General features: G+C 68.0%; 11 protein-coding genes. 9 read left to right on the forward strand and 2 right to left on the reverse strand.

The window, feature by feature from the left end; genetic code table 11:
* Positions 1–73 precede the first annotated feature (73 nt).
* From O9271_RS02430 to O9271_RS02450, 5 genes are all read left to right on the forward strand, one after another.
* The gene (locus O9271_RS02430; protein ID WP_298265861.1) at positions 74–1,792 is read left to right on the forward strand and encodes a D-aminoacylase; all 1,719 of its coding nucleotides are present in this window, start codon (positions 74–76) and stop codon (positions 1,790–1,792) included.
* On the forward strand, positions 1,789–4,521 hold the full coding sequence (locus O9271_RS02435; RefSeq protein ID WP_298265863.1) for an amidohydrolase family protein: 2,733 nt from the start codon (positions 1,789–1,791) through the stop codon (positions 4,519–4,521). Before O9271_RS02430 ends, O9271_RS02435 begins: the two co-directional genes overlap by 4 nt.
* Positions 4,522–4,652: 131 nt before the next feature.
* On the forward strand, positions 4,653–7,748 hold the full coding sequence (locus O9271_RS02440) for a hypothetical protein (RefSeq protein WP_298265865.1): 3,096 nt from the start codon (positions 4,653–4,655) through the stop codon (positions 7,746–7,748).
* A gap of 16 nt (positions 7,749–7,764) precedes the next feature.
* Positions 7,765–8,214 carry a TerB family tellurite resistance protein gene (locus O9271_RS02445; protein ID WP_298265867.1) on the forward strand — a complete coding sequence of 150 codons (450 nt, stop codon included), beginning with the start codon at positions 7,765–7,767 and terminating at the stop codon, positions 8,212–8,214.
* A gap of 100 nt (positions 8,215–8,314) precedes the next feature.
* Positions 8,315–8,887 carry a DUF2911 domain-containing protein gene (locus tag O9271_RS02450; RefSeq protein ID WP_298265869.1) on the forward strand — a complete coding sequence of 191 codons (573 nt, stop codon included), beginning with the start codon at positions 8,315–8,317 and terminating at the stop codon, positions 8,885–8,887.
* A 95-nt stretch (positions 8,888–8,982) separates the two neighbouring features.
* Here the strand turns inward: O9271_RS02450 and ggt are convergent, their stop codons facing one another.
* Positions 8,983–10,722: a gamma-glutamyltransferase gene (gene ggt / locus O9271_RS02455; RefSeq protein ID WP_298265871.1), complete on the reverse strand. Its 1,740-nt coding sequence runs from the start codon at positions 10,720–10,722 to the stop codon at positions 8,983–8,985.
* Positions 10,723–10,998: 276 nt separating this feature from the next.
* Between ggt and rpsP the strand changes: the two genes are divergently transcribed.
* The 4 genes from rpsP to O9271_RS02475 are packed head-to-tail and all read left to right on the forward strand — an operon-like array spanning position 10,999 to position 13,157.
* Complete coding sequence (rpsP, locus tag O9271_RS02460; RefSeq protein WP_291261069.1) at positions 10,999–11,313, forward strand: 30S ribosomal protein S16; 315 nt, start codon at positions 10,999–11,001, stop codon at positions 11,311–11,313.
* Positions 11,261–11,845: a ribosome maturation factor RimM gene (rimM, locus tag O9271_RS02465; RefSeq protein ID WP_298265873.1), complete on the forward strand. Its 585-nt coding sequence runs from the start codon at positions 11,261–11,263 to the stop codon at positions 11,843–11,845. Before rpsP ends, rimM begins: the two co-directional genes overlap by 53 nt.
* Positions 11,846–11,859: 14 nt before the next feature.
* Positions 11,860–12,672 (forward strand): tRNA (guanosine(37)-N1)-methyltransferase TrmD, encoded by an 813-nt coding sequence (gene trmD, locus O9271_RS02470; protein WP_298265875.1) that lies wholly within the window; start codon positions 11,860–11,862, stop codon positions 12,670–12,672.
* Entirely contained in the window at positions 12,669–13,157 is a 489-nt protein-coding gene (locus O9271_RS02475; protein ID WP_298265877.1) for an asparaginase domain-containing protein, read from the forward strand. The genes trmD and O9271_RS02475 overlap by 4 nt, the downstream gene beginning before the upstream one ends.
* 98 nt (positions 13,158–13,255) lie before the next feature.
* Here the strand turns inward: O9271_RS02475 and O9271_RS02480 are convergent, their stop codons facing one another.
* The gene (locus tag O9271_RS02480) at positions 13,256–15,241 is read right to left on the reverse strand and encodes a CocE/NonD family hydrolase (protein WP_298265879.1); all 1,986 of its coding nucleotides are present in this window, start codon (positions 15,239–15,241) and stop codon (positions 13,256–13,258) included.
* Positions 15,242–15,434 lie beyond the last annotated feature (193 nt).

The raw sequence follows: 15,434 nt of genomic DNA on the forward strand, positions 1-15,434 counted from the left end.
GGGAACGACGACGCGCCAAGTTCCGGCACCACGGCACAACCTATGGGTTTCACCCGATTCCCCCGGATTCTCGATGCATCCTCGTCATCGCCCCTCTGTGCTGCAGGCGGCCGTGTGTCGCACGTGGCACGCTGTGCTGCTGGGCAGCACGCTGCTCTTCGCCTCCGCGTGTAACGGCAAACCGGCTTACGATGTCGTGATTCGCGGCGGCACCGTCTACGACGGGTCGGGGGGAGCGCCGCGCACCGCCGACGTGGCCATTCGCGGCGACTCGATCGTCGCCGTGGGCACCGTGCCCGAGAAGGGGCAGCTGGAGGTGGATGCCACGGGGCTTGCCGTGGCGCCTGGCTTCATCAACATGCTCAGCTGGGCCACCGAATCGCTCATCGAAGACGGCCGAAGTCAGGGGGACATTCGCCAGGGCGTGACGCTCGAGGTGATGGGTGAGGGCGAGTCGATGGGACCGCTTTCCGATACCCTGCGCGCGGAGATGCTGTCGCAGCAGGGTGACATCCGGTACCCCATCACCTGGCGCACGCTGCGCGGCTATCAGGATTCCCTCGTGAAGAAGGGGATCAGCACCAACATCGCGTCGTTCGTGGGAGCGACCACCCTCCGCATCAATCACGTGGGGTGGGACAACCGTGAGCCCACCGCGGCGGAGTTGGCCGCCATGCAGGCCGATGTGCGGACGGCGATGGAAGAGGGCGCGCTGGGCGTAGGCTCATCGCTCATCTACGCGCCGGCGTTCTACGCGAAGACCCCCGAGCTGGTCGCGCTCATGAAGGCCGCCGCGCCCTACGGGGGCATGTACATCTCGCACCTGCGCAGCGAGGGAGGGCGCTTCGACGAGGCGGTCGAGGAGCTCATGACCATTGCGCGAGAGAGTGGCGCGCGCGCCGAGATCTATCATCTCAAGGCGGCGGGCGAGGCCAACTGGCCGAAAATGGCGGGGGTCCTGGCGCGCATCGATTCGGCACGGGCGGCGGGGCTCGAGATCACCGCCGACATCTACCCCTACACCGCCGGTGCCACCGGGCTCGACGCCGCCATGCCGCCCTGGGTGCAGGAGGGCGGGTATGCCGCGTGGGCGAAGCGATTGCGGGACCCGGCCATTCGCCGGAAGGTGGCGCAGGAAATGCGCACGCCAACGGACCAGTGGGAGAGCCTGCTGTTGGCTGCCGGCTCGCCGGAGCGTGTCGTGCTGGCGGGATTCAAGGCCGATTCGCTCAAGCAATACACCGGCAAGACACTGGCCGCGGTGGCGGCGCTGCGCGGCACCACGCCCGAGGAAACGGCCATGGATCTGGTGGTGAAGGATGGTACGCGTGTGGGCACCATCTACTTCATCATCAACGAGGACAACATCGCCGCTCAGCTGCGCAAGCCGTGGGTGAGTGTGGGGTCCGACGCCGCCTCCATGGCTACCGAAGGCGCGTTTCTCAAGAGCAACACGCACCCGCGAGCGTACGGCACCTTTGCGCGCTTCCTGGGCAAGTACGTGCGCGACGAGCAGGTGCTCACGCTGCAGGAAGGCATTCGCCGACTCACGAGCCTCCCCGCCACCAACTTGCGTATCGCACGGCGCGGCTGGCTCAAGCCTGGGTACCACGCCGACGTGGTGGTGTTCGACCCCCGGACCATCCGGGACAACGCCACCTTCGAACAGCCGCACCAGTACGCCACGGGTGTGCGCGACGTGTTCGTGAACGGTGTGCAGGTGTTGAAGGAGGGGGAGCATACGGGGGCCACCCCCGGCCGTGTCGTCCTCGGCCCGGGAGCGAAGCGATGACGCCGCTCTCCCGGCGCGCGTTCCTCGTGCAGGGGACGGCGGCCGCGTGCGCCGTGCCCGCGATGGGCGCGGTCGGGCCGTTCCTGCATGTGCCCGGGCGACAGGCGCCCGATCTGGTGCTGCGCGGCGGCGCGGTCTTCAATGGGTTGGGCGAGGCGGCCCGCGAGATGGACGTGGCCGTGCGCGCAGGGCGCATCACGGCCATGGCGCCACGGCTGGCGGCGCGCGGTCGCGAGGAGATCGATGCGCGCGGGCTGGCGGTGGCGCCGGGCTTCGTGGACATCCACTCGCATGGCGACAGCAGCCTCCGCGAGGATCCCCGGGCCGAGTCGGTCATTCGTCAGGGGATCACCACCATCGTGGTGGGCGCCGACGGGAGCTCGCGCTTCAGTGGCGCGGTGGGCCGGTCGTTCAGTGATTGGGAGCGCGACGTGGCGGCCATGGCGCCGGCCGTCAATGTGGCGAGCATGATCGGTCTGGGCAGCGTACGTGGAGCGGTCGTGGGAGAGGCCGACCGCCGGGCCACCACCGATGAGCTGGCCCGCATGGTGGCCATGGTCGAGCGCGCGCTCTCGGAGGGCGCCTGCGGCACCAGCTCGGGACTCGAGTACACCCCCGGGGCCTTCGCCACCGTGGACGAACTCGTGGCGCTCTGTCAACCGCTGGCGCAACGGGGGCTGCCGTACGCCACCCACATGCGCAACGAAGATGATCAGCTGCTCGAAGCCATCGACGAATCCATCGCCGTGGCGCGCGGCGCTCGCTGCGCGCTGCAGCTGTCGCATCTCAAGCAGCAGGGCACCCGCAACTGGGCCAAGCTCAATGCCTCGCTCGCGCGCCTGCGCGAGGCGCGTGCGGCGGGTGTCGACGCGTGGTTCGACGTGTACCCGTACGAAGCCTACCAGACGGGGCTCACCAATCTCTTCCCGGTGTGGGCGCGTGATGGCGGCGACGCGGCTTTTCTCAAGCGGCTCGACGACCCCGGCACCGCCCCCCGCATCAGGTCCGAGTCCTTGGCCAAGGTGGAGATGATCGGTGGCTGGGACAACGTGCAGATCGCACGGGTGCGCAACACCGCCGATCGTGATGCCGAAGGGCAGCGTCTCGGGGCGTGGGCTCGCACTCGGGGAGCGGATCCCTACGAGGCAGCGGTGGGGCTGTTGCGCCGCAACGAGGCCGATGTGGGCATGTTGGGCTTCGCGATGAGCGAGGAGAACATCGACCAGCTGCTCGCGCATGCCTATGGCATGGTGTGCAGTGATGGCGGCGGCTTTGCGATAGACGGCCCCACACGGCGTGGCAGCCCCCATCCGCGTGGCGCGGGCACCATGCCGCGGGTCCTCGGTCGATTCGTGCGGGAACGCCAGGCGCTGCCGCTGGCCGATGCCATTCACAAGATGACGGCGCGTCCTGCCGATCGGGTGCACCTGCGCGATCGCGGGCGGCTGGCGGTGGGCATGGCGGGTGACGCCGTGGTGTTCGACCCCGCCACGGTGGCCGATCGCGCCACGTTCGCCAATCCGTTTCAGTACCCGGTGGGCATCAGCACCGTGGTCGTCAACGGCGTGGTGGCCATTCGTGACGGGCAGCAGCTCGCCCGCACGGGGCGGGTGCTGCAGGCGGGGGGGGCAGCACCCGCGTTAGAATGGATGGCGTTGGGCGTTGTCTCCCGACGGCATGACGATGGCGGGTTCACACTTCGAGACCATGATATGACATCACGTCGCTCGGTCGTTCGGCAGCTCACGCTCGCGGCCCTCGCCGCCCCCTTGGCACCCTCGCTCGTTGCGGGCGCCGGGCGTCCGTTCACGCCGGCGCGGCGCAAGGTGCAGCAGCTGCGCATCACCATTCTCTCCACGATGCTCGCCGACAGCGGGCTCGGCGAGTGGGGCTTCGCCGCCCTGGTGGAGGTGGACGGACGTCGCCTGCTCTTCGATACCGGCGCGCACGACGACGTGGTGTCGCGCAACGCGCGCGACCTGCGGTTGGCACTCGATACGGTGCCCGAGGTCATCCTGAGTCACAATCACGGCGACCATACCGTTGGCCTGGTGCCGCTGCGCCGTGAGTTGGCGGCGACGCGCGCCGACGCGTTGGGGCGTGCGCATGTGGCCGAGGGGATCTTCGCGCCGCGGCGGCGCGAGGGCGAACCCGCCGATCTCAACGCGATGAATCGCTTCCGGCCGCTGTACGAAGCCACGGGTGGCGTCTTCGTGGTGCACAGGCAGGCCGGCGAAGTGCTGCCCGGTGTCTGGTTGACCGGCCCGGTGCCGAGGCGATACCCGGAGCGCAACTGGGGCGGCGCGGCGGCGGGACGCCTCGAGACCAAGGTGGAGATCGGCGGGCGCCTCGTCGAGGATACGGTGCCCGATGACATGTCGATGATCTTCGATACGGAGCAGGGGCTCGTGGTGCTCACCGGATGTGGACACGCCGGTGTCGTGAATACCATCGAGCACGCGCGCGCCGTGGTGCGGCCGGCGCCGGTGCACGCCCTGATTGGCGGCATTCACCTGTTCAATGCCTCGGAGCAGACGTTGACGTGGACCGAAGAGCAGCTGCGGGGCTTTGGCGTGCGCCATCTCATTGGTGCCCACTGCACGGGGGTGGAGGTGGTCTACCGCTTCCGGCAGTCACTCGGGCTCGACCGTTCGCGCTGCGTGGTAGGGGCGGTGGGGCAGGTGTTCGACCTCGCGTCGGGAATCCGCGCCGGGGCGATCGCCCGATAGCGGGCAGCAGGGGCCCGGTTGCCGCCGGCGGCGGCCGGCAGCGCGGCGCGACGCTCAACGCGGGGCGGAATCGGGCGTAGCTTATCTGTGTCCGGCGCACTGGCCGGACCCTCCCTCAACCGCCTCTCCGCATGATTCGCCGCCCCGCCCCGGTTCTCTTCGCCCTGCTTGGCGTGGCCCCGGCTCTCGCCGGTGCACAGCCGGCCAAGCCGGCGTCGCGCCCCGCCGCCGCCAGCGCTCGCGCTGCGGTTGCCCCCAAGGCCCCCTTCATGGCGTCGGTCGATCCGGCGCTCTTCCGTGGCATGCAGTATCGCCTCGTGGGGCATTCCCGCGGTGGCCGCGTCACCACGGTCGCCGGCGTGCCGTCGCAACCCAAGACGTTCTACATGGGGGTGGCCAGCGGGGGACTCTGGCGCACCACCAACGGCGGCGAGAGCTGGGAGCCCATCACCGACGGCAAGGTACCGGTCGGGTCCATGGGCTCCGTGGTGGTGGCGGACAGCGACCCCAAGGTGATCTGGCTGGGCACCGGCTCCGACGGCGTGCGCTCCAACGTGTCCACGGGGCGCGGCGTGTATCGCTCCACCGATGCCGGCGCCACCTGGGAGTTCAAGGGCCTCTACAACGCCGGCCAGATCGGTGCGGTGCGCGTGCACCCCACCAACCCCGACGTGGCGTGGGTGGCGGCCTACGGCGACATCTTCAAGCCCAACACCGAGCGCGGCATCTTCAAGACCACCGACGGCGGGAAGTCGTGGAAGAAGACGCTGTACGTGAGCGACAGCACCGGCGCCATGGATGTCGAGCTGCAGCCCGGCAACCCCGATGTGCTGTTCGCGTGGATGAACCGCATCGAGCGCAAGCCGTGGAGCATCATCTCCGGTTCGCGCGAAGGGGGCTTCTACAAGAGCACCGACGGCGGCGACACGTGGAAGCGCATCCAGACCACCGGCCTGCCCAATCAGCTCATCGGCAAGGGCAACGTGGCGGTGACGGCGGCCAACCCCAACCGGCTGTATGCGCTGGTCGAGGCGTTGCCCGGCGGTGGCCTCTACCGCAGTGACGATGCCGGCGAGAACTGGCAGCTGGTGAACAGCACGCCGGGGCTCATCACGCGTCCCTTCTACTATACCTCGCTCGGGGCCGACCCGACCAATGCCGACGTGGTGTACGGCGGTGCCGAGACCTTCTACAAGAGCACCGACGGCGGCAAGACGGTCACGCCGTTCCGCACGCCGCACGGTGACAATCACGACATCTGGATCAACCCGAAGGACGGCAACACGATGGTGCAGTCGAATGATGGCGGCGCCAACGTGTCGTTCGACGGCGGCAAGACATGGAGCTCGCAGGATATCCAGCCTACGGCCGAGTTCTACGGCGTCTGGCTCGACAATGCGTTCCCGTACAACCTGTACATGGCGCAGCAGGACAACAGCACGTACATCGTGCCGAGCCTCAACAACCCCTTCAACATGGGCGCCGTGCGCGTGGGCCCCGGGTGCGAAACAGGGCCTATCATTCCGCATCCGTCCGACGAGAACATCATCCACGGCAACTGCAAGGGGCAGTACGCCGTGATGAACGTGAAGGCCGGCGTCACCAAGAACTACTGGATCGGCGCGCAGTCGCTCTATGGCAATGACGGCGGCGATCTCATCTTCCGCATGCAGCGCACGACGCCAATGGCGACGTCGCCGCACGATCCCAAGGTCATCTACTACGGGTCGCAGTATCTGCACCGGTCGCGCAACAACGGGGCGAACTGGGAGAAGATTTCGCCCGACCTCACCGCCTTCCCCAAGTGCTGCCAGGGGGGCAGCGGCGAACCGATCACGCGCGACGTCACCGGTGAGGAGTTCTACAGCACGTTGTACGCGATCGCCGAGTCGCCGCTGGAGAAGGGCGTGATCTGGACCGGCTCCAACGACGGCCCGTTTTCCGTCACGCGCGACGACGGCAAGAGCTGGACGCGCGTCACGCCCAAGGGGCTTGGTGAGGGTGGGCGCGTGGCGTGGATCGATGCGTCGCCGCATCGCAAGGGCTCCGCCTACTTCGCCACGTACCGCTATCTGCTGGGCGACTACAAGCCGTACATCTACCTCACCAACGACTACGGCAAGACCTGGACGCTGCTCACCGACGGCACCAACGGCATTGCCGCCGACGTGCCGGTGCGCGTGGTGCGCGAGGATCCGGTGCGTGAAGGGTTGCTGTACGCGGGCACCGAGTTCGGCCTGTACATCTCGTTCGACAACGGCGGGCACTGGCAGCCGTTCAACCTCAACATGCCGATCATCCCGATCAACGACATCCGCGTGCACCGCGGGGATCTCGTGATCGCCACGCAGGGGCGTGCGGCGTGGATTCTCGACAACATCGCGCCGCTGCAGCAGCTGGGCCCCACCACGACCAGCGCCTCGTACACCGTGTTCCGTCCCCGCGACGGCTATCGCACCACGACGGGGCAGTCGATCCTTGGCCCCACCATCGACTACTACCTGCCCACGGCGCCCGCCGATACGGTGCGCATCGAGATCGTGGACGCGGCAGGCAAGGTGGTGAACAGCTTCAAGAGCGGCGTGGCGCCGGTGCAGCCGCCGCGGCGGCGCGGCGGCGAAGACGACGATCCCGACGAATCCATGATGGCGGGGCGTGGCGGCCGCGCCCCCGCCATGACGGCCGGACCGACGATGAACCTCGTGACGAAGAACGCGGGGCTCAACCGGTTCGTGTGGAACGTGCAGCACCAGAACGGGCTCGGCGCCCCGCCGGGGCAATACACCGCCCGTATCACCGTGGGCAATGACACCCAGTCGGTGCCGCTGCGCGTGCGCATCGATCCGCGACTGGCGGCCGACGGTACCACCGAAGCCGACCTGCAGGCGCAGTTTGCGCACAACGTGAAGCTGCGCGACATGGTGGCGGACGTGAATGCGCTGCTGGCCCGTGTGCGCGCCGCGGAGACCCGCTACAAGGGGGCCACCGGCGCCGCGGCCGACACGGCCAAGCAGGTCAAGGAGGTGAGCGAGACGCTCAACACCCAGCCCATCCGCTACGGCAAGCCCGGCCTGCAGGCGCATATCACGTATCTCGCCGGCATGACGGCGCGGGCCGATCAGAAGGTCGGTCAGGATGCCATCGATCGGTACGCGTTCCTGCGCAAGGAACTGGAAGCGGCCAAGGCCAAGCTGGACCGTGCCATCGGTCCGCAGCGCCGCATGTAGGACAACGGACCATCACATGTTCGATGCCCTTCGACGGTTGGTGAGCGACAGCGTCCCCGGAACCCCGGGGGCGCATTCGCGGGTGTACCCGCACGATGTGCGCATTGCCGCCTGCGCCCTGCTGGTGGAGCTCTCGTGCGCCGACGGCACCTTCAGCGATGCCGAGCAGCATCGCATCATGGAAAGCCTGCAGCGGCACTTCGGGGTCGACGAGGCGGGAGCGCGGGAACTGCTCGCGGAGGCGGCCTCGGCCAACCGGGACGCCGTCGACCACTTCGTCTTCACCCGTCAGGTGGTCAAGGAGTACAGTCTGGCCCAGCGTATCGTGCTGGCGGAGCTCATGTGGCAGGTGGTGCTGGCCGACGGGCACTTCGACGACCAGGAGGCCTACCTCATTCGCAAGCTGGCCAACCTGCTGGAGTTGGAACCGGCCTTCCTGTCGCAGGCCCGGCGGTCGGCCGAGTAGCGGGGGGGCGGGGAACAACCCGCTGGGGGGTGGTGATAACATTCAGGCGGCGTCCGGTGGGCGCCGCCTGATGTCTTTCCTCTACCTCACCATTCCTGCCATGACGATCTCTCGCTCGCTGGTCCGCGGTGCCTTTGCGCTCGCTGCTGTTTCGGTGTTCTCCGTGTCGGCCTCCGCGCAGGGGGGCATGCAGATGGGCGGTGGCCGCGGTCAGGCCCCCGCGTCACCGCGTGACTCGCTCACGGCCAGCGTCTCGGGCGCCGAGATCAAGGTGAACTACGGCCGCCCGTCGAAGCGTGGCCGCGTGATCTTCAACGGCCTGAACGACATGAAGTGGGGCATGGTGTGGCGCACGGGCGCCAATGAAGCCACGCACTTCACCACCAGCAAGGCGCTCGACTTCGGCGGCAAGTCCGTGCCGGCCGGTACCTACACGCTGTTCACGCAGCTCGAAGCGAACGGCAAGTGGGAGCTCATCGTGAACAAGCAGACCAAGCAGTGGGGCACCGCGTACGACAAGGCGCAGGACCTCGTGCGCATCCCCATGACGGTCACCGACAAGAACGCGGTCGTGGAGAAGATGGAGATCCAGGTGAAGCCCGCCGGCAAGGGCGGGGAGATCATCGTGATGTGGGACACCTACAAGGCGGTGGCGGGCTTCACGGTGAAGTGAGTCGGTCACAACCCGACTGTCACGATCCAAATGCAAAACCCGGAACTTCGCAGTTCCGGGTTTTGCATTTGGGGACGGGCGCTGAGGGGAACCGCTCAGTGATGCCCCGCAGCCCCCGCATCGCGATCACGCGGATCCGCGGCGCCTAGGCGCGCCCCAGTGCGCGGATCGATGGCAATGGAATGCGCCGTCCCCTGCTGGCTGCCGATGCGCACGAGGTGGCCCTTGGCTCGCAACGCGTCGAGGGTGGAGGCGGGGAATCCGTCACGCTCCACGCTGATGGCGTTGGGCAGCCACTGATGATGCAGGCGCGGCGCGTTCACCGCCTGCTGGATGGGCATGTCGAACGCCACGACGTTGAGCACGACCTGCATGACCGTATTGATGATCGTGCGCCCGCCCGGACTGCCCACGACCGCCACGAGCTTGCCATTCTTCGCGACAATGGTGGGGGTCATGCTCGACAGCATGCGCTTGCCCGGCTGGGCCACGTTGGGGGCGGTGCCGATCAGACCGGTGCTGTCGGTGAGTCCCGGCTTGCCGTTGAAGTCCCCCATTTCGTTGTTGAGCAGGAACCCCGCGCCCTCCACGACCGCGCCCAGGCCGTAGCCGGCTTCGAGCGTGTAGGTCACCGACACCGCCACGCCGTCCTTGTCCACCACGGAGTAGTGGGTGGTTTCGTCGCTTTCGTATCCCTGGTTCACGTCGGCCGGTGACGACGGCGAGGCCTTCGTCAGGTCGATGCCTGCCCGCAGGGTGTTCGCGTAGGCCTTGCTGGTGAGTCGCTCCACGGGGGGCTTGGTGAAATCCGGATCGCCCAGGTGGACCGCACGGTCGCGATACGCGCGCCGCATGCTCTCGGCGAGCAGGTGGACATACTGCGGCGAGTTGTGTCCCGCAGTCTTGAGGTCGAAGCCCTCGAGGATGTTCAGCATCTCCACCATGGCCACCCCACCGCTGCTTGGCGGAGGCATGGTGATGATGTCGTGGCCCATGAACGTCCCGCGAACGGGGGCCCGCTCCCGCGCCTCGTAGGCGGCGAGGTCCTGCTCGGAAATCAGCCCGCCGTACTTCTTCATTTCGGCCACGATGAGGTGCGCCGTCGTGCCCTTGTAGAAACCATCGCGCCGCAGGTCGCGAATGCGCCCCAGGGTATTGCCCAAATCAGACAGCCGCATGCGGTCGCCGGCGGCGTACGGCTTGCCGTCGCGATAATAGGCAGCGATGGTGGCGGGGTAGGCGCTCAGTCGCTCCTGCAGCCGCGCATTGCCCAGTGATGCGGCCAGGCCAACAGGAACGACGAAGCCGGTGTCGGCCAGGCGTGCGGCGGGATCGACGAGCTTCGACCAGCTCACCTTGCCGTACTTCTGATGCGCGAGATCGAAGCCCGCCACGGTGCCCGGCACGCCAACGGCCTTGTGCGAGCCGTGGTGAATGCGGGAGGAATAGACGCCGGTGCTGTCGGTGAACATGGTGGGAGTCGCCGCCGCCGGCGCCCGCTCGCGAAAGTCGATGGTGGTCGCGCGTCCGTCAGGGAAGCGAATGACCATGAACCCCCCACCGCCAATGTTGCCGGCCGTGGGGTAGGTCACGGCGAGGGCGAAACCGGTGGCGATGGCCGCATCCACAGCGTTCCCGCCGTTGGCCAACACCTCGCGCCCCACCTGACTGGCAATGGCGCTGGCCGACACGACCATGCCTTTGGCCCCCTCGGCGGGTGCGGCGGGCTTGGGCGCGCTCTGGGCCCGTGCTGGGGGGGCAAGGAGCCCGGGAGCAAACAACGCAACGACGGCGGCGCTGCGGAGCGCGCGCGAGAGGCAGGGGATGACGGACATGGGGCGGGGCAGGTGGCCACAGGAGGGAGCAACGGTATGCACAGACTACGTTGGGGGCCCCCGCTCTGCTGCCGGACCGCCTCGGTTTCCGCGGGCGGGGCGCCCCTGCGCCCACGGGCTGGCTGGCCGGGTTGAATACCGCTCCGTCAACCGGTTATATTGCTAGGCTACCCGGGTTTTTTTCCCGGGACGGGTGCACGCCGGAAACGCCGGTGATGCGAGGAGCCCGGAGCAACGTCACGTTGCCCAGTTGCACACACTGCCTGAGAGATTCGCATGGCCGTCAAGATCCGTCTCCGCCGTGAAGGCCGGAAGAAGACCCCGATGTACCGCATCGTCGTTGCCGATTCGCAGAGCCCGCGCGACGGTCGCTTCATTGAAATTCTCGGGCAGTACCAGCCGCGTGGTGGCGAGAACGCCATCAACCTCGACACCGAGCGCGTGAACTACTGGCTCAACGTGGGCGCGCAGCCTACCGACACGGTGCGCTCGCTCATTCGTCGCGCCGGTATCCTCAAGGCGCGCCACGAAGCCCGGCTTGCCGCCAAGCTGCAGTCGGCCGCCGTGGCCCTGCCTTCCGGCGAGGCCTGAGCTGGCCGAGTACATCGTCGTCGGTCGGGTCCGCCGCGCGCATGGTGTGCGCGGCGCCTGGGCCGTCGAATCGCTGAGCGGTGCGCCGGACGTGATGCTCGCGTCCGGCGCGTTGCTTTTCGCGGGCGATCGGGAGGGCAATCTCGCCCCCGATGCGGCGGCGCAGCCGCTCCACGTGGAGGATGGCCGCCCCATGAACAAGGAGTGGCTCGTGCGCGTCACGGAAGTGACCGATCGCGACATCGCCGACAGTTGGCGAGGGCGGTACCTCCTGGCAGACGCCGCCACGCTCCCCGAGGCCGACGACGACGAGATCTACGTGGGCGATCTGATCGGCATGCGGGTGGAGGTGGAGGGGCGCGGACTGGTGGGACATGTGCGCGACGTCTACGACGCCCCCCAGGGCTACATTCTCGAAGTCGAGACGGCGACCGGCCGTCCGCTGGTGCCGTGGAACGACGATCTGGTGCTGTCCGTCGATGAGAGCGCCGGCACCATCGTGTTCGCGCCGCTCGACGGCCTCTTCGACTGAGCGCACTGCCTGCGATGCTGCGCATCAACATCGTCACGATCTTCCCGGAGTTCTTCGCGGGACCGCTGGCGCTCAGCATCCCGGCCAAGGCCGCCGCAGCGGGCGGCGTGACGTACCAGCTGGTGAACCTGCGGGACTTCACCCACGATCGGCATCGCACCGTGGATGACTATCCCTTTGGTGGAGGGCCCGGCATGGTCATGAAGCCGGGGCCGTTCTTCGAGGCGGTGGAATCCCTCGGCGCCACGGCGCCCATCGTCCTGCTCTCTCCGCGGGGCCGCCGCTTCACCCATGCCGATGCCATGCGCTTCGCCGCGGGGCAGGAGCTCACCCTGCTGTGCGGGCACTACAAGGACATCGATGAACGCGTGGCCGCGCACCTGGCCACCGAAGAACTCAGTCTCGGTGATTTTGTCCTCAGCGGGGGCGAGCCGGCGGCACTGGCCATCGTGGACGCCACGGTGCGCCTGCTCCCCGGCGCCATGAGCGACCTGGAGAGTGCACGGACCGACTCGTTCTTCGATCGCGGCATCAGTGCGCCCAGCTACACCCGGCCGGCAGAGTATCGGGGCCAGTCGGTGCCGGAGGTGTTGCTGGGGGGCGACCACGCGCGGGTTGCCGCGTGGCGTGACGCGGAGAGCCTGCGTCGTACGCGGGAGGCGGAAGCGCGCGATGGCGCCGCGTGGGCCGCCCGCGCCCGTGACATCGCGGCCCGCGACGCCCGCCTGGCCGAAGCGGAGCGGCTGGCCGCCGAGAAGGCGGCCCGGAAGGCGCGCGCCAGGGCGGCGCGGGCGCGAGCCCGGACACGAAACGAGGACGCCTCGTGAGCGTCCGCATCATCGTCACCGGCGGCACCTTCGACAAGGAATACGACGAGCTGACCGGCACGTTGCACTTCGAGCAGACACACCTGCCCGAAATGCTGCAGCGCGGGCGGTGCATGCTCGACGTGCAGGTCGATGTGCTCATGATGATCGACAGCCTCGAGATGAAGGAAACGCATCGGCAGCGCATCGTGCAGGCCTGCCGCGATGCGCACGAGTCACGCCTGCTCATCACGCACGGCACCGACACCATGGTCGAAACGGCGCAATACCTCGCCGCTGCCGCGTTGCCCAAGACCATCGTGCTCACGGGAGCGATGGTCCCGTATGCGTTCGGCAGCTCCGACGGACTGTTCAACCTCGGGAGCGCCCTCAGCTTCGTGCAGTGTCTGCCCGCTGGGGTGTACGTGGCCATGAACGGCCGCTACTTCACCGCGGACAACGTGGAGAAGAACCGCAACGTGGGCGTGTTCGAGGAACGGCGCTGACCCGTACGCGGGACGCGACAGTGGTCCGTTGAACGAGCAGGTCGGCGCTGCCCCAAACGATCTGGAGCCGCGCCGTGTGCCTGTCGTGGGGAGACCGCTCAGCGTCTGGCTTTCACCACCGACAGCGTGATGCTCGAGGGCGTGGCGCCACCGTGGTGCACGGCATTGTGCGCCACCACCCCGCGCGTCTCCGTCACGTTGTCGCCCCCGGTGTTCAGGTTGCGGTCGAAGCGCGGGAAGTTGCTGCTCGACACCTCGATGCGTACCCGGTGTCCTGGCCGGAACAGATTGCTGGTGTTGAGTGGCCCGAGTGTGACCTTGTACACCCGGCCGAGTTCCATGCGCGTCTGCGGCCGGTCGTAGCCGGTGTGATAGCGCATGCGCTGGATCGTCTCGTCGAGATTCCATGCCCGTCCGGCGCTGTCCACATCGATCAGCTTCACGGTGAAGTCGGTGTCCTTCGCATCACTCGACACGTACAGCGTGAGGCTCACCGGGCCGGAGACCTCCATGGGCTCCTCGAGTGGTTCGCTCGTGTACACGAGGATGTCCGGGCGTGTCTCGCGCACGCGCTGGTCGAACGAACCCGCCTGGATGGCCGTGCCGGTGCAACACACGTTGCCGCCATAGCTCATGACGGGGTTGGCGGGGTCGTAGCTGAACGTATCCCGCTGTGCGCGGCGCGCCTTGGGAAGCAGCACCCCGCTGCCGTTCATGGTGTTGGCGTTGCCGGCGCTCGACAGGTACCACGTAACGGGGGCAGCCCCCCGCGGTGGCCAGCTGTCGCTGGCCTGCCACTTATTGCTGCCCATGGTGAAGTAGCGGATACGCGGCAGCGTATCCAGCAGGCCGGTGTTCTCGCCCTTGAGGAAGGTGTCGAACCAACCGTAGGTGAGCGCGTCGTAGTCGAGGCGCGGATCCCCCATGGGGCGTTCGCCCACCACCATGTTCGCGCTGGCACGGGTGTACGCACAGTGCGCGACCGGGGCGATGACGGCATGCTGCTGCTTCGCCACCTCAGGCGACGCGGTCTTCATGGCGTGCTGCCACAGCGCAATGTTGGGCCCCACCGACACATCGTACCAGGACATGAACCAGAGCGCCGGCGTGTCGAAGGGCATGTCGTCATGGTACAGGCCGCCCTTGTACCACGCCGGATCATTGGGGGTGCGGTAGATCATCGCGCCCCCCGTGGCCACGGGCATGGTGTCGGCATAGATGCCGCGCGGCCCATCCACCGCCCGCATGAGGTCCTTCATGGGGAGGTGCCAGAGCGCCTTCGACCAGTCCACCCGTGGCTGCTGCTGCGCGAGATCGAACGACTTCCGCAGGCGGGTCAGGTCGTCCTGGGAAAGGCTGGCAGGGAACAGGGGACGCTGCGTGTTCTGCTCGCCATACAGCCAGGCGATGAACAGCATCTGCACGGCGCCCCCACGATACCAGTTCCCCTGCTCGTACCACGGGCCAATGCGTCCCACACCGGCGCCGTATCCCTGCGGGATGATCGCCGCCAGCCCCTTGGGCTTCGTGCTCGCTACGGCCATCTGGTACTCGGCCGTGCTCGAGCAGCCAATCAGCCCCACCTTGCCGTTGCTCCACCCCTGCCGCGTGAACCAGTCGATGGCGTCGCGCCCATCGGTGATTGGCGGTCCGAGAATGTCGTACTCCCCCTCGCTGAAGAAATGGCCGCGTTCGTTCTGCAGGGCGTACGCGTAGCCGCGCTTCACCGCCGTCAGCGCCGCACCGAGGTCACGGGGGGCCCCGTTGCGCACGTCCCACCAGTTCATGTTGTACGGCGTCTTGCTCAGGATTAGCGGCACCCCGGAGGCCGGCCGCTGCTTGGGGACATAGACGTCGGTCATGAGCCGGGTGCCGTCACTCATGGGCATCATCACGGAACGATGGACCTCGGCCAACGCACGCAGTTCGCGCTCCTGCGCTTCGCGGGCGGCCACCAACTGGGCGGACGGGGCCGGGGCCTGGGCATCGGCCACCGTGACCAGAGTGCCGAGCGACAGAGCGCCGCCCAGCAGGAGACCCAGACGGCGGCGCCACGCCGGCAGGGGAGGGGAGAAGGGCACCATGGCGAAGTCCTGTGGGAAGGGGAAAGGGCAGGAGAAGTGTACGGCGCGCCGCCCGTGTCTGCCGTCGGGGGCGACCCGACGGCGCCTGCGCTCGCCCGACCGGCAGTTGGGCCACGAGGCCGGGTCCGCTTCCAGCCCCCTGTTCCCGTCCCCATTTTCCGTTCAGCAGGATTCCACGGCCGCTTCGGCGGCT

Origin of the sequence: Gemmatimonas sp. (assembly GCF_027531815.1) — a bacterium.
Taxonomy (GTDB): Bacteria; Gemmatimonadota; Gemmatimonadetes; order Gemmatimonadales; family Gemmatimonadaceae; genus Gemmatimonas.